24 protein-coding genes are annotated in these 23,851 nt (G+C 62.8%); 13 read left to right on the top strand and 11 right to left on the bottom strand.

Annotated elements, in window-relative coordinates:
* The 4 genes from AB4O36_RS15570 to AB4O36_RS15555 all read left to right on the top strand — a co-directional run bounded on the left by AB4O36_RS15570 (nt 1) and on the right by AB4O36_RS15555 (nt 4,032).
* Entirely contained in the window at nt 1-849 is an 849-nt protein-coding gene (locus tag AB4O36_RS15570) for an ABC transporter permease (RefSeq protein ID WP_460139627.1), read from the top strand.
* Entirely contained in the window at nt 846-1,700 is an 855-nt protein-coding gene (locus tag AB4O36_RS15565) for an ABC transporter permease (RefSeq protein WP_460139626.1), read from the top strand. Before AB4O36_RS15570 ends, AB4O36_RS15565 begins: the two co-directional genes overlap by 4 nt.
* 66 nt (nt 1,701-1,766) lie before the next feature.
* Nucleotides 1,767-2,918 (top strand): M24 family metallopeptidase, encoded by a 1,152-nt coding sequence (locus tag AB4O36_RS15560; protein WP_460139625.1) that lies wholly within the window; start codon nt 1,767-1,769, stop codon nt 2,916-2,918.
* A 10-nt stretch (nt 2,919-2,928) separates the two neighbouring features.
* Nucleotides 2,929-4,032: an arginase family protein gene (locus AB4O36_RS15555; RefSeq protein ID WP_460139624.1), complete on the top strand. Its 1,104-nt coding sequence runs from the start codon at nt 2,929-2,931 to the stop codon at nt 4,030-4,032.
* A gap of 442 nt (nt 4,033-4,474) precedes the next feature.
* On the opposite strand, the gene AB4O36_RS15550 is transcribed toward AB4O36_RS15555, so the two are convergent.
* Both AB4O36_RS15550 and AB4O36_RS15545 read right to left on the bottom strand, forming a co-directional pair.
* On the bottom strand, nt 4,475-5,749 hold the full coding sequence (locus tag AB4O36_RS15550) for a nucleotide disphospho-sugar-binding domain-containing protein (protein ID WP_460139623.1): 1,275 nt from the start codon (nt 5,747-5,749) through the stop codon (nt 4,475-4,477).
* 95 nt (nt 5,750-5,844) lie between these two features.
* Nucleotides 5,845-6,777, bottom strand: a complete 933-nt coding sequence (locus tag AB4O36_RS15545) for a GntR family transcriptional regulator (RefSeq protein ID WP_460116519.1) — start codon at nt 6,775-6,777, stop codon at nt 5,845-5,847.
* Between the two features lie 197 nt (nt 6,778-6,974).
* Between AB4O36_RS15545 and AB4O36_RS15540 the strand changes: the two genes are divergently transcribed.
* The 9 genes from AB4O36_RS15540 (at nt 6,975) to AB4O36_RS15500 (ending at nt 15,566) form a co-directional block, all read left to right on the top strand.
* Entirely contained in the window at nt 6,975-8,030 is a 1,056-nt protein-coding gene (locus AB4O36_RS15540; RefSeq protein WP_460139622.1) for a polyamine ABC transporter substrate-binding protein, read from the top strand.
* Between the two features lie 81 nt (nt 8,031-8,111).
* Nucleotides 8,112-8,972 (top strand): ABC transporter permease, encoded by an 861-nt coding sequence (locus tag AB4O36_RS15535; protein ID WP_460116515.1) that lies wholly within the window; start codon nt 8,112-8,114, stop codon nt 8,970-8,972.
* Entirely contained in the window at nt 8,969-9,775 is an 807-nt protein-coding gene (locus tag AB4O36_RS15530) for an ABC transporter permease (protein WP_460116514.1), read from the top strand. Before AB4O36_RS15535 ends, AB4O36_RS15530 begins: the two co-directional genes overlap by 4 nt.
* Nucleotides 9,768-10,844 carry an ABC transporter ATP-binding protein gene (locus AB4O36_RS15525; protein WP_460116512.1) on the top strand — a complete coding sequence of 359 codons (1,077 nt, stop codon included), beginning with the start codon at nt 9,768-9,770 and terminating at the stop codon, nt 10,842-10,844. Before AB4O36_RS15530 ends, AB4O36_RS15525 begins: the two co-directional genes overlap by 8 nt.
* A 33-nt stretch (nt 10,845-10,877) precedes the next feature.
* Nucleotides 10,878-12,161, top strand: coding sequence for a nucleotide disphospho-sugar-binding domain-containing protein (locus tag AB4O36_RS15520; protein WP_460139621.1), 1,284 nt, complete (start codon nt 10,878-10,880; stop codon nt 12,159-12,161).
* Entirely contained in the window at nt 12,154-12,522 is a 369-nt protein-coding gene (locus AB4O36_RS15515; RefSeq protein WP_460116509.1) for a cupin domain-containing protein, read from the top strand. The genes AB4O36_RS15520 and AB4O36_RS15515 overlap by 8 nt, the downstream gene beginning before the upstream one ends.
* Nucleotides 12,523-12,653: 131 nt before the next feature.
* Nucleotides 12,654-12,998: a cupin domain-containing protein gene (locus AB4O36_RS15510; RefSeq protein WP_368553905.1), complete on the top strand. Its 345-nt coding sequence runs from the start codon at nt 12,654-12,656 to the stop codon at nt 12,996-12,998.
* A 5-nt stretch (nt 12,999-13,003) separates the two neighbouring features.
* The gene (locus tag AB4O36_RS15505) at nt 13,004-14,071 is read left to right on the top strand and encodes an aminoglycoside phosphotransferase family protein (protein WP_460139620.1); all 1,068 of its coding nucleotides are present in this window, start codon (nt 13,004-13,006) and stop codon (nt 14,069-14,071) included.
* Nucleotides 14,058-15,566 carry an aldehyde dehydrogenase family protein gene (locus AB4O36_RS15500; protein ID WP_460116505.1) on the top strand — a complete coding sequence of 503 codons (1,509 nt, stop codon included), beginning with the start codon at nt 14,058-14,060 and terminating at the stop codon, nt 15,564-15,566. The genes AB4O36_RS15505 and AB4O36_RS15500 overlap by 14 nt, the downstream gene beginning before the upstream one ends.
* Nucleotides 15,567-15,699: 133 nt before the next feature.
* Here AB4O36_RS15500 and AB4O36_RS15495 read toward each other — a convergent pair whose 3' ends face one another.
* The 9 genes from AB4O36_RS15495 to AB4O36_RS15455 all read right to left on the bottom strand — a co-directional run bounded on the left by AB4O36_RS15495 (nt 15,700) and on the right by AB4O36_RS15455 (nt 23,806).
* Complete coding sequence (locus AB4O36_RS15495) at nt 15,700-17,172, bottom strand: aldehyde dehydrogenase family protein (RefSeq protein WP_460116503.1); 1,473 nt, start codon at nt 17,170-17,172, stop codon at nt 15,700-15,702.
* The gene (locus AB4O36_RS15490; RefSeq protein WP_460116502.1) at nt 17,165-17,992 is read right to left on the bottom strand and encodes an ABC transporter permease; all 828 of its coding nucleotides are present in this window, start codon (nt 17,990-17,992) and stop codon (nt 17,165-17,167) included. The genes AB4O36_RS15495 and AB4O36_RS15490 overlap by 8 nt, the downstream gene beginning before the upstream one ends.
* A 1-nt stretch (nt 17,993) precedes the next feature.
* Complete coding sequence (locus tag AB4O36_RS15485; RefSeq protein WP_460116500.1) at nt 17,994-18,911, bottom strand: ABC transporter permease; 918 nt, start codon at nt 18,909-18,911, stop codon at nt 17,994-17,996.
* Between the two features lie 31 nt (nt 18,912-18,942).
* Entirely contained in the window at nt 18,943-20,085 is a 1,143-nt protein-coding gene (locus AB4O36_RS15480) for an ABC transporter substrate-binding protein (RefSeq protein WP_460116498.1), read from the bottom strand.
* 34 nt (nt 20,086-20,119) lie between these two features.
* The gene (locus AB4O36_RS15475; RefSeq protein ID WP_460139619.1) at nt 20,120-21,229 is read right to left on the bottom strand and encodes an ABC transporter ATP-binding protein; all 1,110 of its coding nucleotides are present in this window, start codon (nt 21,227-21,229) and stop codon (nt 20,120-20,122) included.
* Nucleotides 21,230-21,346: 117 nt separating this feature from the next.
* Nucleotides 21,347-22,189 carry a helix-turn-helix transcriptional regulator gene (locus AB4O36_RS15470; RefSeq protein WP_460116495.1) on the bottom strand — a complete coding sequence of 281 codons (843 nt, stop codon included), beginning with the start codon at nt 22,187-22,189 and terminating at the stop codon, nt 21,347-21,349.
* Between the two features lie 178 nt (nt 22,190-22,367).
* On the bottom strand, nt 22,368-22,574 hold the full coding sequence (locus tag AB4O36_RS15465; protein ID WP_460116494.1) for a hypothetical protein: 207 nt from the start codon (nt 22,572-22,574) through the stop codon (nt 22,368-22,370).
* Nucleotides 22,575-22,875: 301 nt separating this feature from the next.
* On the bottom strand, nt 22,876-23,292 hold the full coding sequence (locus AB4O36_RS15460; protein WP_460116493.1) for a hypothetical protein: 417 nt from the start codon (nt 23,290-23,292) through the stop codon (nt 22,876-22,878).
* Between the two features lie 100 nt (nt 23,293-23,392).
* On the bottom strand, nt 23,393-23,806 hold the full coding sequence (locus AB4O36_RS15455) for a VOC family protein (protein WP_460139618.1): 414 nt from the start codon (nt 23,804-23,806) through the stop codon (nt 23,393-23,395).
* Nucleotides 23,807-23,851 lie beyond the last annotated feature (45 nt).

Here is a 23,851-nt window from a genome sequence, read left to right as displayed (position 1 = left end):
ATGCGACTCGGTTCCCAAGGCACGTTGCGCATCTATGCGCTGCTGATCCTGCCGTTGCCGGTGATCATCCTCGTCGGTTACCTGTTGCCGACGGTGGGTGTGCTGGGCTGGAGTCTCAGCCTGCCGCAGCCAGGCGTGCAGCATTACGCGACGATCATCGACAACGCGACGATCCACACGGTCATCTGGCGCACGCTGCGCATCTGCCTGCTGACCACGCTGATCAGCGTCGCCATCGCCTACCTGATTGCCTATCGCTGGCGGTTCGCATCCGGGCGCGGGCGGCAGCTCATCGAGTTGTTCGTGCTGCTGCCGTTCTGGTTGTCGATGCTGATCCGCGCGTTCGCCTGGCTGGTGTTGTTGCGCAACGACGGTCTGGTCAACCAGAGCCTGCTGACCCTGGGCATCGTCGACGAGCCGCTGGCGCTGGTGCGCAATGAACTCGGGGCGCTGATCGGCATGGTGCATTTCATGGTGCCCTATGCGGTGCTGCCGTTGCTGTCCTCGATGCGCCAGATCGACGACGGCCTGCTGCGGGCGGCGAGCAGTCTGGGCGCGCGACGCTGGGCGATGCTACGGGACGTGTTCTTCCCGCTCACCGTGCCCGGTGTGGCGGCGGCCTCGGCGACGGTGTTCGTGTTCAGCCTCGGTTGCTTCGTTACGCCGGCCCTGTTGGGCGGTGGCAAGGCGGCGATGCTGGCCGAGAGCATCTACATCCAGATGTTCCAGTTGTCCAACTGGGGTCTGGGCGCCGCGCTGAGCATTGTCCTGATGTTGATGGTCGCCGTTTGCGCGCTGGTGTTCGGCAAGCTGGTGGGTTTTGCACGTTTGACCGGGAGAACCGCATGAGTAGCTTGCCAACGGTAAGTCGTCTGGCCGCGCAGGCGCCGGCCGCTGCACGATTGAAGCCGCGCTTCGATGTCGCCCGGCTGCTGTCGTTCGCCGGCCTGTTGCTGGCGGCGGCTTTCCTGCTGCTGCCGGTGCTGGTCATCGTGCCGCTGTCGTTCGGTGATCAACGCTATCTGGCCTTTCCGGACGGCGCCTGGTCTCTGCGCCACTACCTGGAGCTGCTCAGTGGTGGCTGGCTCAGCTCGATCCTGCAAAGCCTGGGGCTGGCGATTGTCGTGGGGGTGATCAGCACCGCCCTGGCATTGCTGTTCGCCACCGGCATCTGGCTGGAGCCCCGTCACCGCATTGCGCTGACCACCGTGGTGCTGTTGCCGATGATCGTGCCGCAGGTGGTGTCCGCCATGTCCATCTATTACCTGGGGGCGAAGGTGCAGCAACTCGACACCTTGCTCGGCGTGGGTTTTGGCCACCTGATGATGGCACTTCCGTACTCGCTGATCGCCATGCTGGTGGCCTACAGCCGGCTCGACACCAGCCTGTACAAGGCCTCGCGTTCGATGGGCGCGGGCCTGTGGATGACCCTCCGCCAGGTGCTGATGCCCAACGTGCGGGTGGGCATGGCCGGGAGTTTCTTCATGGCCTTCATCATGTCCTGGGAAGAGGTGGTGGTCACGCTGTTCACCAGCGGCCTCAACGTCATTACCGTGCCCAAGCGCATCTGGGATGGCCTGCGCTACAACCTCGATCCGGCCGTCGCCGCCGTTTCCACCCTGATGATCTTCATCACCCTGGTCGTGCTGCTGGTGCGCCTGTACCGGCACGACAGGAACGCTGACACACCGGGTCGCTAGCCGGCCCGTCTCAACGCAATACCTCACTCGTCACCCGTGCACCTTTTCCCTAAGGAGGGAGTCCTCATGATGACTGCATTTCCGCTGCGCACTTATCGTCAACGTATCGACGCGGTCAAACGCCGAATGAGCGAGCGTGGCCTCGACGCGATGGTGATCAACTACCCGGACAACATCAACTACCTGACGGGCTTCGACAGCCTGGGTTTCCTCTGGTACCAGGCGCTGATCATTTCGCCGAAACTGGTCAACCCGATCTTCCTCACCCGCACCAGCGAAGAGCCGTGCACCTATGAGTTGTCGAGTCTGGAAGAGGGGATCTTCTACGACATCGCCAAGCAGGACCCGCTGCGCATCGTCGCCGATTCGCTCGAAGGGCTGGGCCTGAGCCAGGGTCGCATCGGCCTGGAATTGCAGGCCTCGACCTTCAGCGCCCTGCAATACACCACGCTGCTGCGGCACATGCCCAACGCGCATTTCGAGGATGCCTCGGTGGTGGTCGCCGAAGAGCGCCTGATCAAGACCGCCGAAGAAATCGAATACCAGCGCAGCGCCGCACGCATGGCCGACTACGGCATGCGCGCCGCGTTCGAGGCGCTGCGTCCGGGCATGTCGGAAGTGGAGATTTCCGGGATCGTTTCCCAGGCGCTGGGCGAGGCCGGCAGCGAGTATTCGGCGATCAGTCCGATGTGTGCCACCGGGCGGCGCAGCACCATGACCCACGCCATGCCGCACCGCATCACCATCAGTCCGGGTGATGTGGTGATTCTCGAACATGCCGGCGTGTGCAACCGTTACCACGCGATCCTGATGCGCACCGCCGTCATCGGCAAACCGACGGCGCGGGTACGGGAAGTCTCGACCCTGCTGACCGAAGCTTTCAATGCTGCCATCGACGTGGCCAAGCCGGGCACGCCGGTGGGTGAGGCCAACCGGGTGTGCAACAAGATCCTTGACCGCATCGACCTGTCGCGCACCCGCGTGCACCGCATCGGCTACAGCCTGGGCCTGGCCTATCCGCCGACCTGGCTGGAAGCGATGATGGTCGACGAGGCCGACGACCATGTGTTTCAGCCAAACATGTCGTTCTCGATCGAGCCTAACCTGTCCCTGTACTCCGAAGGCTTTGGGCTCAAGCTGGGTGACACCGTGCTGTGTGAAAAGGATGGCTCGCGCAGCCTGTCCGAGATTGCTCCTGAGCTGACCGTCATCGACTGAGGAAGCCGACATGCCTGCATTGATGGACGTTTTCTGGCACGACGATGTGCTGCGCCACGACACCGGCTACGGGGTGTTCGAGGCGCCGCCCAGCGAACTTTTGGATGCGCAGAGCCAGCACCCGGAAAGCAGCCCACGGCTGGTCAACATGCGCGCGATCCTGCGCAATGGACCGGTGGCCGGGAACCTGGTCTGGCACGAGGGGCGGCACGCAACCTGGCCGGAGATCCTGCGTTTTCACACCCAGGCCTATGGTGAGAGCATTCAACAGGCTGATCAGCAAGGGCGGCGATTCAGCAGCACCACGCTGATCAACGCTGGTGGCCTGGCCGGGTTGCTGGCGGCGGCGGGCACCAGCGTGGCGGCGCTGGAGCAGACCCTGCGCGAGCGGCGTCCGGCCATGGCACTGGTGCGCCCGCCGGGGCACCATGCGGCGCCGGCCATGGCGGACGGGTACTGCTTTTTCAACAACGTCGCGGTGGCAGCGAGAGCCGCGCAGGCGGCGGGCATCGAGCGGGTGGCCATCGTCGATTGGGACGTGCATCACGGCAACGGCACCCAGGAAGGGTTCTACCAGGATCCGACGGTGCTGACCGTGTCGCTGCACATGGACCACGGCGCCTGGGGGCCGAGCCATCCGCAGACCGGCGGCGTCGAGGAGCGCGGCAGCGGTGATGGGGTTGGCAGCAACCTGAACATCCCATTGCCCATGGGCTCCGGGGATCTGACCTACGCGCTGGCGTTCGAACGGTTCGTCGAGCCGGCGCTGGCCTCGTTTGCCCCGCAATTGCTGATCATCGCCAATGGCCTGGACGCCTCGCAGTTCGACCCGAACGGCCGTCAGTTGCTGACCATGAAGGGTTTCAACCGTCTGGCCCAACGGGCCCGCCACTTCGCCGACGCGCACTGCGAAGGGCGCCTGCTGATCGTCCAGGAAGGCGGCTACAACCCGGCCTACAGCGCCTACTGCCTGCACGCCGCCGCCCAGGGGTTTTTGGCTGCAGACTCGACCCTGGCCGACCCGTTGGCGTACATGCCGGTGTTCGAGGAGCGCAGCCATGCCGATGTCGAGGTGTTGGCCAAGGCGCTGGAGGAGGTGGGTTGGCGATTCTGATACCCGGCCATCCCCACCCCCTGTAGGAGCGAGCTTGCTCGCGATGGTCGTTAACGATGACGCTGGGCGCCTGACACCCCGCGGCGTCCTCGGGTGCATCGCGAGCATGCTCGCTCCTACAGTGGATCTGTGCGGTTCGGATGATTTGTGCCTGGCAATACACAACCCCTGTAGGAGCGAGCTTGCTCGCGATGGTCGTTAACGATGACGCTGGGCGCCTGACACCCCGCGGCGTCCTCGGGTGCATCGCGAGCAAGCTCGCTCCTACAGTGGAACTGTGCGGTTCGGATGATTTGTGCCTGGCAATACACAACCCCTGTGGGAGCGAGCTTGTCGAGGCGTCGAACCGTCGCGATGAGGTCGGCACATTCAACATCGATGGTGTCTGACCCTGCGCCATCGCGGGCAAGCCCGCTCCTACAGGAAACCGGAGGGGCCGGGGTTACAGCGCCATGATCGCCCGTGCCGCGATGTCGGTGCCGCGGGTGGCTTGCATGGTCTGGCTGATCGTGGCCAGGCGTTGTTTCATTGAAGCATCGGCCAGCAGTTGTTCGAGGGCGGCCGGCAGGGCGGACAGGGGATCGGCGAAGCGCGGCAGGTAGCGTCCCACGCCCACTTCTTCGGCGCGGGCGGCGTTGTCGTGGCCGTCCCAGCAGTAGGGGATGATCACCGACGGCAAGCCGAAATACAGCGCTTCGCAGAAGCTGTTGTTGCCCCCGTGGTGGATGAACAACTGGCACTCCCTGAGCACCGCCGGTTGTGCAAACCAGCTGTCCAGGTAGACGTTGTCCGGCACCGTGGCGTACTCGTCGCGATAGGCGCCGACGTTGATCAAGAAGCGATAGGGCAGGTGTTCGATGGTGCCGATCAGGCGCTTGATCATCGAGGTGTCGGCCGCCCCCAGGCTACCGAAGCTCAAGTAGATCAGTGGCGCGTCGTTGTGCCGAGGAAAGTCCGGCACGATGTAGGGCGCCTCGCGCCGCACGCAGCCGTCGAGGTAGACATACCGCTGCGGATCCAGGGCCTTGTCTCGCGCATACCGCACGGACGTTGGTGACAGCAGCAGGTTGAGCCACGGCGAATCATCGAGAAACTGGCCCGGCGGGCAGGGCGGTGTGCCGTTGTTCGTCAGGAACGCGGAAAAACGCTCATGGGCCGGCGCGACGGCGCGGCGATAATGCTCGGCAAACCGCTCGCGCCCCTTGTTGTCGCCCGCCAGGCAGCCTGACAGATAGGGCGGCACGGCGGCATCCGGCAGTTCGGTTTCGGCGCAGGAGACCATGCGCACCCACGGGCAACCCGCGTTGGCGATAGCGGGGAACATGACCACATTATCGAGCACGATCACGTCCGGCTTCAGACGACCGAGCAATTGCTGCAACGGCTTCTCGGCTTCGATGGCGGTGTCGATGATCGCTTCCCAGGCCGGGGCCACGTAGCTGTCGATCTGCGCCTGTGGGGTCTGGTCGAAATACGGGATATTGCGCTCGATGAAGCGCTCCCAGTAGTGCTGGTGTTCCGCCGCCGACAGTGGGTTGACCGGCGCAATCGGGTACTCGTCGAATCCGTATTCGGCAAACAGCCCCTGGAAATGTTCGTAGCAGATAAACACCGGTTTGGCCCCCAGCTCACGCAAGGACTGGGCGATACCAATGCAGTTCAGGGCCGCGCCGAAACTGGCTTCCGGAAACAGGGCGATCAGTTTTTGTGGGTGCATGGCAAGAAAATCCGTGGCGGGGAAAGTCCGCCGTGCCTGAGATAACTGGATGCTGTCTTATTTTATAAAAAAAATCATCCTGTATTTTGAGCGCTTCAGCGACGTCCGAACACGTGGCCCTGAGGGATCCCGCGATTGGCTGTTTGCGGGCGCTGGGCGGCGCTCAGGCGCAGATGCAGGCGCAGCAGGTCGGCGGCGATTTCCAGTTGGCCGCGTTCGATGTGCGCAATGATCTGCAGATGTTCGCGCAATGCCTCCTGCAAGCGGTGCACGCTAACGCTCGGCAGCAGGTTCGGCAGGCGCCGCAGGCTCTGATGCTGGAGAAGTGCGTCAGCGACAAAGCGATTGCCGCAGCTCTGGCCGATCAGCTCGTGGAAGCTGATGTCCAGCTCGCGAAACTGCTGGATATCGAAATGCTCGACCGGGCTTGCCAGCAGGCTCTGCATGGCGCTGCGCAGCAAGGCCAGGCGTTGCGGGTCGGCGTTGAAGTTGGCGCTGAGCAGCGCTTCCGGTTCGAGAATCAGCCGGAATTTGAGGCTTTCCTCAAGGGCGGCGAAGCTGTTCAGCGACGGTCGGAACAGCCACGACTGCCCCGGCCCGCGCTCGATGGCCTGGTTTTCACTGAGTTGCTGCAGGGCTTTCTGCGCGGCTGGGCGGCCGATGCCATAGCGGCGCATCAGTTCGCTGATGCTGATGCTGTCACCCAGGCGCCCGGCCATGCGATCGCGCAACACCGAAGTGGCCAGTTCTTCTTCCTCGGCCTGGGGCAATACGGCGCTGAACGCCTGACCGGCTGGGGTGGCGAGCAGGCGATAGCCCTTGCCGGCTTCGTGGCTGAGCAGGTTTTCCTCGAGCAGCACATTGAGCGCGCCACGGATCAGCGTGCGTGACACCTGAAACGTGCGCGCCAGGGCTTGCTCGGCCACCGGGTCGCCGGCCACCAGTCCGCTTTCCTGGGTGTGCTCGAGGATGCGCCGGGCCAGCTCCAGGTGGTTGGTGCGAGGTTTCTTTTCAGCTGTTGTGCTCAAGCGTCTCATCTCTATTGGTCGCTGTGGACTCACGTGCACATCTTATGTCATGCACCGCTCGACAGTCAGTCCAGAAAAAACCATTGACATCTTTTTATACTGGTCCTAATTTCTAAAAAAAAACACATGCAATCGTTTCTCTGGTTTTGCCGTACTGCCTTCGAATTCAAAAAATAAACAATCGTCGGGTGAGTATTATGAGAAAGCTGAAAGGCCTTATGTGTCTGGGATTGAGCGTTTCCCTGGCGATCGCTGCACAAGCGGCCACTGCGAAAGACATGGTGATTTCCATCTGGGACGGTTACATGGCCCCGGATGCGCTGGACAAGTTCAAGGCGGCCAGCGGTGTCGAGGTCGACAAGGCCTTGCACGCGACCAACGAAGAGATCATGGGCAAGCTCATGGCCTCGGGCGGAGAAGGGTATGACGTGGTGTTCGTCTCCTCGCCATTCGCTGAAGTCCTGCACAAACAGGGGCTGCTTGCGGACATCGATCCGGTCAAGGTCCCCAACCTGAAGAACCTCTCCCCCCAAGCCTCGAAACTGGAATACGACCCGGGCAACCATTTCTCGGTGCCGTACACCTGGGGCACTACCGGCATCTGCTACCGCTCCGACAAGGTCACGCCGGCCCCGGTGAGCTGGAACGAACTGCTCAATCCCAGCGATGCGCTCAAGGGCAAGGTGACCATGCTCGCGACCGACCGCTGGATGCTCGGCGCCGGGTTCCTGGCCAAAGGCTGGTCCGTCAACGACAGCGACCCGAAACAGATCGCCGCCGTGCGTGACCAGTTGATCGCCACCAAGAAACGCATCCTCGCCTTTGACGACACCACCTTCTACTCCAAGCTCGCGTCCGGCGAATCGCTGATGGCGCATGCCTGGGACGGCTGGTGCAACTACGGCACCCAGGCCAATGCCGCGATCAAGTTCGTGGTGCCCAAGGAAGGCTCCGACTTGTGGGTCGACACCATGGTCGTGCTGAAAAGCTCCAAGCACCAGGACCAGGCGTTGCAGTTCATCAACTTCATGCTGGCCAAGGAAAACCACGCCTGGGTCGCGGAAAACATCCTCTACAAAGTCCCCAACCAGGCCGCCATGGCCGGCTTGTCGCCTGACCTGCTCAAGCAGTACCCCAACCTCACCATCGCCCCCGACGACTTGCTGAAGATGGAGCAGTTGCGGGACCTGGGCGGCACCACGCAAAAAGCCTACACCCGGGCGGTCACCGAAATCATGGCGGCGCAGAACTAAGCCACATCGATCCCGAGGCATGCCGGGCATGCCTCGCCACGCTCGCAAACCGCCCGTGTGACTGGGCGCAAGGATTGGGTAATGAGTGCTTTGCATGCTGACAGGCGCCTGTCGGCCTGGCTTCTTGCGCCCGGCTTCGGCTGGCTGCTGATCTTCCTGGTGGTGCCCTGCGTGCTGGTGCTGGTCTACAGCTTCGTCGAGCGCGGAGCCTACGGCGGCATCGACTGGCTGTTCACCTGGGAAAACTACCAGCGCGCATTCGATCCGCTGTACCTGGGCATCCTGCTCAAGTCGGCGAAAATCGCCGGGCTGGCGACGCTGTTCGCCGTGCTGATCGGCTATCCCGCCGCGTACGCCATTGCCCGTGCGCCACGGCGTCATCAGGCAGTGTTCCTGTTCCTGGTGATGCTGCCGTTCTGGAGCAACTACCTGATCCGCACCTACGCCTGGATCGTCCTGCTCAACCGCGAAGGCCTGATCAACCGCCTGTTGCAGATGTTCGGCTACAGCGGTGACCCGATCAATATGCTGTACACCGAAGCGTCGGTGGTATTGGGCCTGGTCTACAACTACATCCCGTTCGTGATCCTGGCGATCTTCTCTTCGCTGTCGCGTATCAACAACGAGCTGTGGGACGCCTCCCGGGATCTGGGCGCCTCGGGCTGGATGACCTTCCGCCGGATTATCCTGCCGCTGAGCGTGCCGGGTGTCGCCGCCGGTGCGGTGTTCGTATTCGTGCTCAGCATCGGCAACTTCATTACCGCCGACCTGCTGGGCGGCAAGCAGGTACAGATGGTCGGTAACCTGATCTACGCGCAGTTCCTCACCGCGCGGGACTGGCCGTTCGGTGCCGCGCTGAGTTTCTTCCTGATCGCGATCATGCTGATCCTGTTGTTCGTCCAGGCCCTGGTGGCGCGCCGTGCAGAAGGGGGCCGCGCATGAGTCAGTCGCGTTCCCTGGGCGGTACCGCACTCAATACGCACCTGTGGCTGGTGTATGCCTTCCTGTACGTGCCGATCCTGGTGCTGATCCTGTTGTCGTTCAACAAGTCCGGCCTGCCGACCGCCTGGGGCGGCGTCTCGCTGAAATGGTACGTGTCGCTGGCCCACAACTCGGCGATCCTTTCGGCGGCGCTCAACACCCTGATCGTGGCGTTGGCGGCGACCTTCATCGCCTGCGTGCTCGGCACCTTGCTGGCGCTGGGCATCGAGTTGCGCCGCAAGGGCAGCGACAAGGGCCATGTGGTGGACACCTTGCTGATGGCGCCGATGATTATCCCCGACATCGTCCTGGCCATTGCGCTGCTGAGCTTCTTCAACCTGCTCAAGGTCGGCCTGGGCCTGCACTCGATCATCATCAGTCACGCGGTGTTCAACATCGCCTTCGTCTGCGCGGTGGTGCGCACGCGCCTCAAGCACTTCGACTACTCGATCCTCGAAGCCTCGATCGATCTTGGCGCCAGCGCCTTCACCACCTTCCGCCGAGTGCTGCTGCCGGCGATTTTTCCAGGCGTGCTGGCCGGCGGGTTGCTGTCGTTCACGCTGTCGGTGGACGAATTCATCATTGCGTTTTTCAACTCCGGTTCCGGCCAGGCGTCGACCACCTTGCCCATGCAGATCTACGCCATGATCCGTTTTGGTGTCACCCCGGAAATCAATGCCCTGGCGACGCTGGTGATGCTGGTCAGCATCACCGCGCTGCTGGCTTCGCAGCGTCTGAACAAGGCCCCTCGCACCCATGAATAATTCATCTGCGGTACTGATCCTGGACAAGGTCAGCAAGTCCTATGGCAACGGCCTGGCGGTGGACGAGGTGTCGCTGAACATCCGCGAGAACGAGTTCTTCGCACTGTTGGGCCCGTCGGGCTGCGGCAAGACTACCTTGCTGCGCATGCTCGCCGGTTTTGAAACCCCCAGTGGCGGCTGCATCTACCTGGATGGCAAGGACATCTCGCCCCTGCCGGCCAACAAGCGCCCGCTGAATCTGATGTTCCAGTCCTACGCGCTGTTTCCCAACATGACCGTGCGCAAGAACATCGCCTACGGCCTGGAGATGGAGCGACTGCCTCAATCCGAGATCCGTCGCCGGGTCGATGAAGTGCTCAATACCGCGCAGCTCGCTGAACTGGCCGAACGCAAGCCCGATCAGCTCTCCGGCGGGCAGCGCCAGCGTGTCGCCCTGGCGCGGGCGCTGGTCAAGCGGCCACGGGTATTGCTGCTGGATGAGCCCCTGGGCGCACTGGACAAAAAGCTGCGGGAAAAGATGCAGCTGGAACTCAAGCGCCTGCAACTGGAAAGTGGCATCACCTTCATCATCGTCACCCACGACCAGGAAGAAGCCCTGGTCATGTCCGACCGCATGGCGGTACTCGATGGCGGCAAGGTTTGCCAGTGCGGCAGCCCGAGCGAACTCTACGAGAACCCCAACAGCCGCTTCGTCGCCAACTTCATCGGTGTCAGCAACCTGTTCGAAGGTGTGCGGTCCGGGCAGCACACCGTGCGCGTCAACGGCCAGGAACTCAATGTCGAGACCGATGCGCCGCTGGTGCCGGGGCAATCGGTGGCGGTGGTGGTGCGTCCAGAACGCCTGCAGGTGCTGGGGGAGGGCGAAACCTGCGCCAACCAGGTCAGCGGCCAGATCGTCGAGATCGCCTATCACGGCCTCGACACCAACCTGCATGTGCAGACCGCGTTCAGCGACAAGCCGCTGATCGTGCGGGTGCCGTCCTCGCAATGCGAATTCGCCCATTTTGCGATGGGCATGCATGTCCGGCTCGGCTGGCAGGCACGCCATGCCCGTGTTTTGACGCGCTGAACCCTAAAAAAGACCAGGCAGGAGCATTGTTCGATGAAACAGAAAGTGATCGCGTTCTTTCCCGAAGCCGCCTATGGCCCGGCCCTGAATTCAGTGGGCATCGCCCAGGCGTGCGAAGCCCTCGGTCACAAGGCGGTGTTCCTCACCGACCCGGGCATGAGCGGCGTGTATGCCGGCTATGGTTTCGAAGAACACATGGTCAACATGTCAGCGCCCATGCCGCCCGAAGAGATGGCGCGTTATTGGGTCGACTTCATCAACGGCCACATTCCCAACTTTCGCAAAACGCCGCTGGACCAGATCGACAACTACGTGAAGGAATGCTGGGCCGCCATCGTCGACACCGCCAAGTGGGCACAGAAGGAATTGCCCGCCGTGCTGGACAAGGTCAAGCCGGACCTGATCTGCGTCGACAACGTGATCCTGTTCCCCGCGATCAAGCAATACGGCAAGCCGTGGGTGAGGATCATTTCCTGCTCGGAAAACGAGATCGAAGACCCGGACATCCCGCCGCACCTGTCGGGCATGAGCGTCGACGACAAGGCCGGCCATGCGCAATTTCGCCAGCGCTTCGAAGAGGTGGTCGGACCGATCCACGACGACTTCAACCAGTTCCTGCAAGCCCATGGCGAGGCACCGTATCCGCTGGGTACCTTCTTCGAAGCGTCGCCGTACATGAACCTGTTGCTGTACCCGGACGCCGTCAAGTTCGAGCGCCGTCATCCGTTGTCGGCCGAGCGCTTCCACTACCTGCAAGGGTGCGTGCGTAACGATACGAGCTACGAGATTCCGCAGTTTGCCGCTCACAACGACAAACCGTTGCTCTACGTCAGTTTCGGCAGCCTGGGCTCCGGTGACGTCGAGCTGCTGCAACGGCTGATCCGCGCCATTGGGCAGTTGCCTTACCGTGCGTTGTTCAACGTTGGCGAGCACCTGGACGAATACCCGGACCTGCCCGACAACGTGCAGATCTCCAACTGGTTCCCGCAACCATCGGTGATCGCCCAGGTCGATGCGGTGATCCACCACGGCGGCAACAACAGCTTCACCGAATGCCTGTTCTTCGGTAAGCCGGCAATTGTCATGTCCTACGTCTGGGACGGCCACGACAACGCCATGCGCGCCGAGGAAAGCGGCCACGGCTTCAAGCTCGATCGCTACGAATGGACCGACGCGCAACTGGCGGAAAAACTCGACGCCTGCCTCAACGACCAGGCCATGCGCCAACGCTTGCAGCGCACCAGCGCGCAGATGCAATCCCGCAAGGGCCCTGCCGATGCAGCGGCCATTCTCGACAAGGTCCTGAACAATGCCTGATACCCACACCACGGCGGGGTTTACCCCGTACCTCGAAGCCGTCAGCACCCGCACCGACCTGGTGGACTGGGGCGTACAGAGTGACGCCGTCGAAGGCGTCTCGCATTCCAGCGGGCGTCTGCTGTTCAAGGGGCCCAACAACAGCCCCGAAACCGGGCTCTGGGTGTGCACGCCAGGGCGCTGGCGCCTGTCGATTCCCCGTGACGAGCTGTGCCATTTTCTGGAAGGCGATGCCACGTACCGCCACGACAACGGCGAGGTGATCGAAATCCGCCCCCACACGCTGGTGCTGTTCCCGGCCGGCTGGACCGGCGAATGCCACGTGCGGGCAACCCTGCGCAACGTTTACATGCTGGCTTGAAACCCACCCTGACCTGTAGGAGCGGGCTTGCCCGCGATGGCGGTGTGTCAGCCAACACTGATACCACTGAGATACCGCATCGCGAGCAAGCTCGCTCCTACAGGGGATATCACCCATTTTGGAGAATGTTTATGACCACCCCATTCCTGTACAACCCCCTGAACATCACCGACGTCAAAGACTGGGGCGTGATCCCCACCATGCTCGAAGGCGAGTCCCGGGTCAGCGGCGTTGTCCTGCACAAGGGTCCGGAAGGCCAGTCCGAGTGCGGCGTGTGGATCTGCACCCCAGGCAAATGGTTCTGCCACGTCACCAGCGACGAGTTCTGCCACTTCCTCGAAGGCCGCTGCACCTATGTGCATGAGTCCGGTGAAGTCATCGAGATCAAGCCCGACACCGCGGCGTTTTTCCGCAAGGACTGGAAGGGCGTGTGCACCGTCCATGAGACAGTGAAAAAGGTCTACATGATTCGGTGACCGCCATGACCCAGACACCTGTGACAACGTCCGAGCGCGAACACCAGCGCGCCGCCTTCCTGGCGCGCGCCGGGTTTGCCACGGCGCGATTGGAGGCGTTGCCGGCGGATGCGTCGACCCGGCGCTATTTCCGCCTGGGCGGCGAGGGCTTGTTGCTGATGGACTCGCCACCGCACAGCGAGCCCATCGGTCCGTTCGTTCAGGTGGCCCGGCATCTGCACGACCTGGGGCTGTCCGCACCGGACCTGATCCTGGTGGACGAGGCAGCGGGGTTGGCGTTGATCGAGGATTTCGGTCACGACACCTACACCCGCCTGTTGGCGGCCGGGCACCCGGAAGGGGCGTTGTATCGGTTGGCGGTGGATGCCCTGGTGGCGTTGCATCGCGCGCAGCCCGCCACGGCACTGGCGCCGTATGACGCCGGGCAACTGAGTGACGAATGTGCGTTGTTCATCGACTGGTACGCGCCGTTGTTGATCGGCCATGAGGCAGCGAGGGAGCGGCGCGAGGCGTTCCTGGCGCTGTTCGCCGAAGCCTGCCGCGACGTTGCGCAACGCCGTGAAACGCTGGTGCTGCGCGACTACCACGTGGACAACCTGATGCTGCTCGAAGGCCGTCAGGGCGTGGCGGCCTGTGGCTTGCTGGACTTTCAGGATGCGTTGCTCGGCGCGGCGGCCTACGACCTGATGTCCTTGCTCGAAGACGCCCGCCGCGACGTTCCCGAAGCGCTGCGCGTGGCCTTGCTGACCCATTACCTGATGCAGCGCCCGGAAATCGACGCACCGCGCTTCCTGGAAGATTACCGCCGGCTGGCGGCCCAGCGTCACGCCAAGGTGCTGGGGATTTTCGTGCGCCTGGCCGGCCGCGATGGCAAGCACGGTTACCTGGCCCACCTGCCGCGCACCCTCAAGCTGTTCGTTCGTGCATTGGACGCCGAGGCCTTCGGGCCGCTGCGCGCGTGGCTCAACGGCCATGTTCCGGGCTGGCGCGATGAACTGCCGCCGGCCACGCTCGATGCATTGCGCCAAACCCCTTATCGAATGGTTCAAGGATCTGCCCATGACCCCCTTTAGTCCTGACACCGCATTGCGCTTCATCAATGGCCAATACTTGCCGCTGACCCAGGGGCGAGGGCGCGAAGTGCTCGACCCCGCCACCTTGCAACCCGTCGGGCAGGTCGGCCTGTGCGGCGACGCCGATGTGCAGGCCGCTGTCGATGCGGCCAACGCCGCGCAACGGCAATGGCGGCAGGTCGACGCGAAAAGCCGCGCTGCGCTCCTGCATCAACTGGCTAACGCCCTCGAACAGAACACCGCCTGCAACCGCGAAGTGGCGCGGCTGATGACCCTGGAAATGGGCAAGCCTTTCGCCGAGGCCATGGGCGAGTTGGCCAACTGCGCGCCGATCTTTCGCTACTACGCGGAAATGGCCCGGGACGATGCCGGCAAGGTCGCCGGCACCACGCAGATCGGCTCGTTCCAGCATGTGCGTTACGAGCCTTACGGCGTCAGCGTGCACATTATGCCGTTCAACTTTCCAATCCTGCTGATGTGCTGGACGGTGGCGGCTTCGCTGGCGGCGGGCAATGCCTGCATCATCAAGCCGGCGGAAGCCACCACCCTGTGCACGCTCAAGTTCATGGAGCATTTCACCACGCTGGCGCCGGGGCTGGTGTCCTGTGTGCCGGGGGATGCAACCACCGCTCAGGCGCTGGTGAAATCCAGCGGCACCCATGCGGTGGCCTTCACCGGCAGCGTGGCGGCGGGCAAGGCGGTGGCGGTGGCGTGCGCCGAGCAGATGAAACCCTGCGTGATCGAGGCCGGTGGCAGCGACCCGATGATCATCTCCCGGCATGCGCCGCTGGAAGTCGCGGCCGCCGGGGCGGTGACCGCCGCGTTCCACTTGAGCGGGCAGATCTGCACCTCGGCGGAACGCTTCTATGTGGTCGACGAGATCCACGATGAATTCGTCGCCCGCTTTGCCGAGCGCACCCGAGCGCTGCGCATCGGCCACGGCCTGGAGCACACGGAAATCGGGCCGATGGTCAGCGAGGCGGCGCGTAACAAGGTCATGCGCCTGGTCGACGATGCCGTGGCCAAGGGCGCGACGGTTGTGTGTGGCGGGCGGGTGCCGCCGCAGCATAGTGTTGGCTGGTTTTATGAACCGACCATCCTCACCGGCGTGACGTCGGACATGGCGATCCTGCAGGAAGAATGCTTCGGCCCGGTCGCGGCGATCTGCCGGGTCGGAAACTTCGACGAGGCGGTGCGCCTGGCCAATGATTCGCCATTCGGCCTCGGGGCATCACTTTTTTCCACGGACCTGGCCGAAGCGATGGAGGCCGCCGAGCGTCTTGAAGCCGGCATGGTCTGGGTCAACAACCCGCTGATCGACAACGACGCACTGCCTTTCGGCGGCTGGAAAATGTCCGGACTGGGGCGCGAACTCGGACGGCAGGGCCTCGAGGCGTTCCGCCGCTCGAAAATGGTCATCATCGACCACCAGCCGAAAATCCATGACTGGTGGTATCCGTATGCCGATGATGTGTTTTATCGCGATCAGCCCTGAGTCAGCAGGGCACCGCCCACTGTGGGAGCGGGCTTGCCCGGGAAGGCGGTGGGTCAGGCCCCATGATGTTGGATGTGAGGGCCTCTTCGCGGGCAGGCTCGCTCCCCCAGGGGGCCTGCTCGCTGAACCGCGGTTATTTCAGGTACCACCCCCACGGCTGGTCGCTGATGTACTCGGTCACCTGCTTGACCTCCAGGTAATTGTGCAAGCCCCACTCACCAAGCTCACGGCCGATGCCGCTGTGTTTCATGCCGCCCCACGGGGCCTCGACGAAGGTCGGCTGTGAGCAGTTGACCCAGACGATCCCGGCACGCAGCTGGTTGGCGACCCGGGCGCTGCGCTCGAGGTCGGCGCTCATGACGGCCGCGGCCAGGCCGAAGCGGCTGGCGTTGGCCATTTGCAGCGCCTGCTCTTCGGTCTTGAATCGCTTGACACACAACACCGGACCGAACACTTCTTCGCGCCACAGGATGCTGTTGTGCCCCGGCTCATCGAAGATCGCCGGCTCGATGAAATACCCCTCGGGCAGATGCGCCGGTCGCTGGCCGCCGGTGAGCAGGCGTGCGCCGCTGGCCAGTCCCTGGTCAACGTAACCGAGGACCTTGTCGTACTGCCCCTGGCTGACCAGCGGCCCCAGCAACACGCCGGGCTGCATGCCTTGGCCGATGGTGATCTTGCGGGTCTCCTCCACCAGTCGTTCGATCAGTCGCGGTGCGATACCTTCTTGCACCAGCAGGCGCGAGGTGGCGCTGCACACCTGACCCTGGTTCCAGAAAATGCCGAACAGAATCCATTCCACCGCCGCTTCGACATCGGCGTCGTCGAACACGATAAACGCGGATTTTCCGCCCAATTCCAGGCTGATGTTCTTGATGTCACGCGCTGCCGCCGACATGATCTTCGCCCCGGTCGGTACGCTGCCGGTGAACGCCAGTTTGTCCACGCCAGGGTGCTCGGTCAGCGGGCCGCCGGCATCGGCGCCGAGGCCACTGACCACGTTCAGCACTCCGGCCGGCAGCCCGATGCGATCCGCTGCCGCCGCCAGCTCCAGCGCGGTCAACGGCGTCAGTTCAGATGGTTTCAACACCAGCGTCGCCCCGGCCGCGAGGGCTGGTGCGACTTTCCAGGCCGCCATCAGCAGCGGATAGTTCCAGGGGATGATCTGCCCGGCCACGCCAATCGGTTCGTGGCGGATGCGACAGCGAAAGCGCGCGTCGGGCAACGCCAGGGGTCGGTCCTGCTGCTGATCCAGCTCACGGGCGAGCCCCGCGTAGTAGCGAAAGCAGCCGATGGCATCGGCGATATCCCATTGCGCTTCGGGCAAGGGTTTGCCGTTGTCCCGCACCTCCAGTTCGGCCAGAGTCTGTTGGCCGCTTTCCAGTTCCTCGGCGAGCGCTTCCAGCCACTGCGCGCGCTCGGCACCGGTCGTCTGGCTCCAGCCATTGTCGAACGCTCGCCTTGCGGCGCGCACGGCGTGGTCGACGTCCTCTTCGGTGCCCGCCGCGACGCGATGAAACACTTGGCCGGTGGCCGGGTCGATGACGTCCAGGTAACCGCCCAGGTCCGGGCTGACCCACTCGCCGTTGATGTAAAGCTGATCACGCATGGTGAGACTCCTGGGCGCCGGAACGGCGGTTTTGCAGGTGGCGGGAAGTGAACAGCAGCGCCAGCGACGCACAGATGATGACGGTGGACACCGCATTGATTTCCGGAGTCACGCCGCGGCGGATCGAAGAAAAGATGTAGATCGGCAACGTTGTCTCGGAACCCGCGACGAAAAACGCGATGATGAAATCGTCGAAGCTGAAGGTGAAGGCCAGCAGGAAACCAGCCATGATCGCTGGACCGATCTGCGGCAGGGTTACGCGCCAAAAGGTGTGCATGGGTGGTGCGTAGAGGTCGGCTGACGCCTCCAGCAGCGCCTTGTCCAGTGAGTCGACGCGGCTTCGCACGATCACCATCACCAGCGCCATGGTGAACAGCGAGTGCGCGGCGATCACCGTGAAGAACCCCATGTTCAGGCGGGGCAGGCTCGGAATCCAACTCGCCAGCAATGGGTTGATCAGATCGAACAGACTGATGAAGGCGATCAGCGTCGAAATGCCGATCACGATGCCGGGCACGATGATCGCGCAGTAAGTGAGGGCGTCGAACAGCAGGCGGACCTTGGGATGGGCGCGTTGCAGGCCGAACACCGCCAGGGTGCCAAACAGCGTGGCGATCACCGCAGACGTGAACGCAATCAAGGCGCTGTTGCCCAGCGCTTCCATGATGAAAGGGTTGCCGAACGCCCGGCCGAACCACTGCGTCGAGCAGCATTGGAACGCCAGGCCGCTGCGCCCGGCGTTGAAGCTGAACAACACGATCAACGCGATCGGGGCGTAGAGGAACAGGTACAGCGAAGTCGAATAGCTACGCAGCCACATGTCACATGCCTCCATCGGCGGGGCGGCCGCCGTAGCGGGCCACCAGTTTGAGGTAGACGCCGATGATCAGCAGCATCATCGCCACCAGCGTCATCGCCAACGCACTGCCGAACGGCCAGTTGCGCGATTGCAGGAACAGGTCGACCAGCGCGTTGCCGACGAAGAACACCTTACCGCCCCCCAGAATCGCCGGGATCAAAAACTCGCCCATCAGCAGAATGAACACCAGCATCACCCCGGTAATGATCCCGGGGGCGGAGAGGGGCAGGGTGATCCGCCGGAAGCTCTCGAAGGCGCTGGCCCCCAAATCCGCAGAGGCCTCGAGCAGGCGCTTGTCGAGTTTTTCCAGACTGACGTAGATCGGGAACACCATTAATGGCAGGTAGCCATAGACGATGCCGATCAGCACCGCCCAGGGCGTGTTGATCAAGCGCACGTCCTCAAGGCCCACGCTTGCAAGCAGCGCCGGGATGCCCTTGCCGCTGAGGATGAAGATCCAGGCGTAGGTGCGGATCAGGAAACTGGTCCAGAACGGCACGATCACCAGCGTCAGCAACAGCGAGCGGTTGCGGGAGACCTTGACCGCCAGGAAATACGCCAGTGGGTAGGCCGCCAACAGGCACACCAGGGTCCCCAGCGGCGCCAACATCAGCGTGTTGCTGAACGCCGCACCGCGGGAACCAAGGTTCAGGTAGTTGGCCAGCGTAAAGCCGCCGGCATAACCGCCCACCGCGCTGCGCTCGCCGAAACTGAACACGAGGATGATCACCAGCGGCATCAACAACAGCAGCAGGAACCACAAGGTCGAGGGCAACAGCATCAGCAGGGTGATCCGTCGGCCGAGGCTGCGCCGTTGGCGTACCTCAGCTGACAGGGCACTGGCCGGCTGCACCGTTTGCGGGTGGGCGGCAGCGTTCATCGGTGACTCCTCGTTGGCCATGGTCGGGGGCTCAGGCGGACTTGAAGCGCGCCATCAGTTCAGCGCGTGCCGGGCTGGTAAGCGTCGCCGCTGCACCGAATTCCAGCGGGCTCAAGGCTTCGGCGGCCGGGTACATGATCGGGTCGTCGAGCATGGCGGTCGGCAGAAGGGCATCAACGCGCTTATCGCCGCTCGGGTAGCCGTGGCTCAGCACTTCAAGCTTGTTGTGCTGCGGGTCGAGCAGGTAATTGATGAACGCATAGGCGGCGTCCTTGTGTTCGGAGCTCTTGGGGATGGCGAAAAAATCGCTCCACAGCTCGCCACCTTCCTTGCCCAATGTGAAGTGCATTTGCTCGTTGTCGCGATGCAGTTGCGAAGCGTCGCCGGTCCAGGACATCGCCAGCCACGCATCGCCGCTGCGCATCGATGGCTGGATGTCCGAGTTGATCGCGAACAGGTGCGGCTTGACCTCGATCAGCAGCTTTTCCGCATCGGCCAGTTCTTTGGGGTCCAGGGAGTTGAAGCTGTAGCCGAAACTTTTCAGGGCGTTGCCGATGGCGGTCAACTGGTAGTCGTGGACCATGGTGCGACCACTGGCCGGGCCTTGCGCGGCTGCCCAGAATTCTTTCCAGCTGGTAGGACCGTTCTTCAATTTACCGGTGTCGTAGAGCATGCCGGTGGTGCCCCAGTTTTTCGGCACGGCGTACACCTTGCCGTCTACCGTGCCCTGGGCCATGAACTTCTGCTGGAAGGCCGAAGCATCGAAGTTGGGAATGCGCGACAGGTCCAGCGGTTCGATCAGACCCAGTCCCACATAGGTGCTGATGGTGTAGTTGGTCGGCACGAGCACGTCCCAGCCGCTGCCACCGGCCTGCAACTTGGCGAGCATTTCTTCGTTGGAACCGAACACGCTCATCGACACTCGCGCGCCGGTGGTTTTGCCGAATGCGTCGAGATTGTCCTGGCTGTGGTAATTCGGCCAGGTCGCCAGCGACAGGCGATCGCCGAGCTTGGCCTGCTCGGCCGCGTACGCGGTGGACGTCAGCAGGCCGGGCATGTTGGTGGCGACTACCGCAGCGGCAAGGCCGAGGCCGGTGCGGCCAAGGAATTCGCGGCGACTGATCGAGCCGTTCTGCCAGCTGCGCAGGGTTTTGATAAACGTCTTCTGGTCCATAGCACGCTCCACATCCAGTTGATGAATTATTGATTTACATCGCCATGGCCAAGCCGTTGGCGTGATCCCAGCCGACGCTCACTGCCGCGCCGTGTTCGAATGCATGAGCGTCCTGATGGCGCGGCACCCGCACGCAGACCACGCCGAAAGCCTGGGTGCGCACGCGGTATTCGGTGGAGTTGCCCAGGTAAATGCGGTCTTCCACGCACCCTTGCAGCTTCACTTCGCGGGAGAGGTCCGCGTGGGCGCCAGCAATGCTGATCAGCTCCGGACGCACGGCGATGCAGCCGGCGGAATCGGCGCTCAAGGCTTTGCCGGTGGGCGTCAGGGGGCTGGTCAGCTCCAGACCCTGTTCGGTGCGCAGCACCACAGAGTTACCGTGCAACTGACGCACCGTGCCGTTGAACAGGTTGGATTCACCGATGAAATCGGCCACGTACCGGGTGGCCGGTGCTTCGTAGAGTTGTTCCGGAGTGGCGGTCTGGATGATGGAGCCTGCGTGCATCACGCTGATGCTGTCGCTCATCGACAGCGCTTCTTCCTGATCGTGGGTGACCAGCACGAAAGTGATGCCGACCTCCCGTTGCAGGCGCAGCAGTTCCGATTGCATCTCTTTGCGCAGTTTTCGATCGAGGGCCGCCAGCGGCTCGTCCAGCAACAGCACGGTCGGCTTGTTCACCAGTGCCCGGGCCAGTGCAACACGCTGTTGCTGGCCACCGGACAGCTCGCTCGGCTTGCGCTGGCCGAAGCCACTCAGGCGCACCATTTCCAGCGCTTCATCGGCCATGCGCAGTTGGGTTTTTTTGTCGGGGCGCGGGGTGCGATAACGCAGGCCGTAGGCAATGTTCTGCGCCACCGTCAGATGGGGGAACAGCGCGTAGTGCTGGAACACCATGTTCACCGGCCGCTCGTAGGCCGGCACACCGGCGACGCATTGACCCGCCAGGCGCACTTCACCGCTGGACGGTTGTTCGAAACCGGCGATCATGCGAAGGGTGGTGGTCTTGCCGCAGCCCGAGCCGCCAAGGAAGGAGTGGAAGGCGCCACGGCGCACAGCGAAGTTCAGGCCACTGACGGCGGTCACATCGCCATAGCGTTTGACCACATTGCAGAATTCGATATCACTTGGCGAATTGTCGTTCACGAGGCCGGCTCCCTTGCAGTGATGAAACAGTGCGACGGGAGCCAAACTACCAATGGGGGTTTTACGGTGTATATATCCCTTGGGGGATAGGGGCAGCTTCGAGCTTCAAGCTTCAAGCTAAAGGCTGGTCGTGCGTTTCTCTTGCAGCTTGTCGCTTGAAGCTTGCAGCTGATTCTCTGTCAGATCGCGAATGAACAACCCGAGCAATTCGGACTGGCTGCCGATGCAGAGTTTGGCGTAGATGTTCTTGCGATGAATCTTCACGGTGCCGGGGCTGATGTTCAGTTGCTCGGCCACCGAGGCGCTGGAGTGACCGCGCAACAGCAACTGGACGATTTCCTGTTCGCGGCCGGTGAGGATGTGGGCGCCAAACTGGTCGAAGGCTTCGCGGATCTTGAAGTCCAGGTCCTGAGCCGGTCGTGGCTGCTGCGCTTGCCGCAGGCGCCAGGCTTCAGTGATGACCTGCTCGACCACGCCTTGCGCGCATTCGATCAACTGCATCTCGTCGCGACTGAATGCGCAACTCGCCGAGGAGCGCATCAACGACAGCACCGCCATGGCACCACCCCCCAGCTCGACGAAAAACGCCACTTCTTCGGCCAGGCCCGTTTGCTGGTAATAGGTCAGGTAATACTCGCCGAGGTAGAAGTGGTCGGGCGCGAACTGGCGCAGGCGCCACAATCCCGGTGCCTGGCCACGGGTGCAGGCCAGGTAGAACGGGTCGAGCAGGTAGGGCCCGCACTGATAGTCGTCGACGTACACGGCGCGCTTGTCGGCGGCGAAGGTATCGAACAGCGCCAGTGGCCGGTGATTGCCCTCGTAGACGAACAAAACGAAATGATCGACTGGGCAGATCTGCCGCAACCAATGGCTCAATCCGGCCAGTCGCGCGTGTCCTGCTTGCAAGTCGAGCAGGTGGGCGACTCCGGTGGTCCAGAGTTTGAGTTCCTTGGGACGCATGGTAGCTTCGGATAACGGGTGAGCTTCAAGCGATGCACAAATTACGCCATGGCGGTTTACGCCATGGATTGCGGGGAGGACGAGGTGGCGTCCTGGAAAAGACGCACCTTTAAGGGGCTGGTTGTTACCGAGGTCTACAGGATCAGTATCATCCTCGAGGCATTGTGTGGGAAAACCGTCAGAGTGCGTAGCCGGCCGTGAGGGCAATCGGGGCGTCCTGCGCACCCACGATCAGATGGAAGGGCACTTGCACAGGTTCATCGACGGAACTGACCTCGAAGCTACCGACCACTACGGGCTGGCGCTCACACATTTCAGTCGACTCTCCGGCCATGTTTTTCGCCATTTTCGCGTGATTCGCTGCGATTTCACTGAGAGTTGACACGTTGCATCTCCGAAAAGCTGATCCAGCGGTGTGCTGGCGTGGGTGAGTATAGGTGATGGATGTTACGTCAGGATTTCGACGCTCCGTGACGATCACGCGAGCGTGTGCAAACCGTGAGCCAGAGGGGGCGGGCTTTTTCTGACGCTGATCGCCGGGCGACGAGTGGTGAACTCCTGTAGGAGCGAGCATGCTCGCGATGGTGGTTCAGGCACCGCGGGGTGTCAGGCAGTCAGCGTTAACGTTGACGTCCATCGCGAGCATGCTCGCTCCTACAGGTATGGGTACAGGTTCAGGTGACTCCTCACCGATACTTGATCACAATCCCTTTGAGTTTGCGGCCCTGGACCGTTTCAACGTCGCGGCTCCACAAACCGCCGCGCACGAACGCGCCGGTGGTCTGGATGTGGTCGTAGACCACCACCACCGCATCGCCGCCGAGTTTGGCCGATTCCTCGCGCAGTTTCTGTTCGACTTCGGTGATCGGGGGCGCGGGCTCGGTGCTGGCGTCGATCAAGACTTCGCCCAGGCGGATGTGTGGGCGCAAAGGTTCAGTGCGCAGCACTTGCACTTCGCTGGGCAGGGTTGGCGCCGGGTGTTCGACGCCGACGTAGGCGGTGGTGTGGGCGTCGACGGTGGCGCAGCCTTGCAAAATGAGGAAGGAGGCCGCCAGCCCTCCTGCCAGCAGGGACAGTTTTAACCGGGGGGGCAGGAGCGGCATGGGGGGTACTCCGAAAAGTGAAGCGTTAGTCGGGTCGCCCGTTTGACGATAGCAGACACCAGGCTGACTGGCCCCTGTGGGAGCAAGGCTTCAAGACCCGCTACTGATCCTTCTCGCAGTTAACCATCCACGCCACACCAAACCGGTCGGTCAGCATGCCGAAACGCGCGGCCCAGAAGGTCGCTTCCAGCGGCATCTGCACCTGGCCATCTTCGGCCAGTGCGTTGAACACCCGTTCTGCCTCCTCGATGCTGTCGACATTCACCGATATCGAACACCCGGCCATGTCATCGGCGGGACGATCGGGCGTGGTGTCCGAGCCCATGATTTTCTGGTCGCCCACCGCGAGGCAGGTATGCAGGATCAGGTTGTGCAGGTCGACGGGGACCTGGTCGCGCATCGGGCTTGAAGCAAAATCCATCATCACTTCGATCTGGCCACCCAGGGCCTGGGCATAAAAAGTGAACGCGGCTTTGCAGTCGCCGTTGAAGATAAGGTAGGGATTGATTTTCATGTCGGGCTCCGGCTTTGCGAGGGATCTGGATAGCAAAGCGTTAGA

This window comes from Pseudomonas sp. S2_E01 (assembly GCF_054668365.1).
The sequence above is the reverse complement of the archived record's forward strand: the minus strand, read 5'-3'. Positions and strand labels throughout refer to the sequence as shown.

Excerpts from the sequence above, each read along its gene's own strand:
- AB4O36_RS15505 (WP_460139620.1), top strand. The coding sequence starts at position 13,004 with ATGACCCAGACACCTGTGACAACGTCCGAGCGCGAACACCAGCGCGCC.
- AB4O36_RS15495 (WP_460116503.1), bottom strand. The coding sequence starts at position 17,172 with ATGCGTGATCAGCTTTACATCAACGGCGAGTGGGTCAGCCCGGACCTG.
- AB4O36_RS15500 (WP_460116505.1), top strand. The coding sequence starts at position 14,058 with ATGACCCCCTTTAGTCCTGACACCGCATTGCGCTTCATCAATGGCCAA.
- AB4O36_RS15530 (WP_460116514.1), top strand. The coding sequence starts at position 8,969 with ATGAGTCAGTCGCGTTCCCTGGGCGGTACCGCACTCAATACGCACCTG.
- AB4O36_RS15520 (WP_460139621.1), top strand. The coding sequence starts at position 10,878 with ATGAAACAGAAAGTGATCGCGTTCTTTCCCGAAGCCGCCTATGGCCCG.
- AB4O36_RS15485 (WP_460116500.1), bottom strand. The coding sequence starts at position 18,911 with ATGAACGCTGCCGCCCACCCGCAAACGGTGCAGCCGGCCAGTGCCCTG.
- AB4O36_RS15560 (WP_460139625.1), top strand. The coding sequence starts at position 1,767 with ATGATGACTGCATTTCCGCTGCGCACTTATCGTCAACGTATCGACGCG.
- AB4O36_RS15470 (WP_460116495.1), bottom strand. The coding sequence starts at position 22,189 with ATGCGTCCCAAGGAACTCAAACTCTGGACCACCGGAGTCGCCCACCTG.
- AB4O36_RS15455 (WP_460139618.1), bottom strand. The coding sequence starts at position 23,806 with ATGAAAATCAATCCCTACCTTATCTTCAACGGCGACTGCAAAGCCGCG.
- AB4O36_RS15535 (WP_460116515.1), top strand. The coding sequence starts at position 8,112 with ATGAGTGCTTTGCATGCTGACAGGCGCCTGTCGGCCTGGCTTCTTGCG.
- AB4O36_RS15570 (WP_460139627.1), top strand. The coding sequence starts at position 1 with ATGCGACTCGGTTCCCAAGGCACGTTGCGCATCTATGCGCTGCTGATC.
- AB4O36_RS15515 (WP_460116509.1), top strand. The coding sequence starts at position 12,154 with ATGCCTGATACCCACACCACGGCGGGGTTTACCCCGTACCTCGAAGCC.
- AB4O36_RS15480 (WP_460116498.1), bottom strand. The coding sequence starts at position 20,085 with ATGGACCAGAAGACGTTTATCAAAACCCTGCGCAGCTGGCAGAACGGC.
- AB4O36_RS15565 (WP_460139626.1), top strand. The coding sequence starts at position 846 with ATGAGTAGCTTGCCAACGGTAAGTCGTCTGGCCGCGCAGGCGCCGGCC.
- AB4O36_RS15550 (WP_460139623.1), bottom strand. The coding sequence starts at position 5,749 with ATGCACCCACAAAAACTGATCGCCCTGTTTCCGGAAGCCAGTTTCGGC.
- AB4O36_RS15540 (WP_460139622.1), top strand. The coding sequence starts at position 6,975 with ATGAGAAAGCTGAAAGGCCTTATGTGTCTGGGATTGAGCGTTTCCCTG.
- AB4O36_RS15555 (WP_460139624.1), top strand. The coding sequence starts at position 2,929 with ATGCCTGCATTGATGGACGTTTTCTGGCACGACGATGTGCTGCGCCAC.
- AB4O36_RS15460 (WP_460116493.1), bottom strand. The coding sequence starts at position 23,292 with ATGCCGCTCCTGCCCCCCCGGTTAAAACTGTCCCTGCTGGCAGGAGGG.
- AB4O36_RS15525 (WP_460116512.1), top strand. The coding sequence starts at position 9,768 with ATGAATAATTCATCTGCGGTACTGATCCTGGACAAGGTCAGCAAGTCC.
- AB4O36_RS15510 (WP_368553905.1), top strand. The coding sequence starts at position 12,654 with ATGACCACCCCATTCCTGTACAACCCCCTGAACATCACCGACGTCAAA.
- AB4O36_RS15490 (WP_460116502.1), bottom strand. The coding sequence starts at position 17,992 with ATGTGGCTGCGTAGCTATTCGACTTCGCTGTACCTGTTCCTCTACGCC.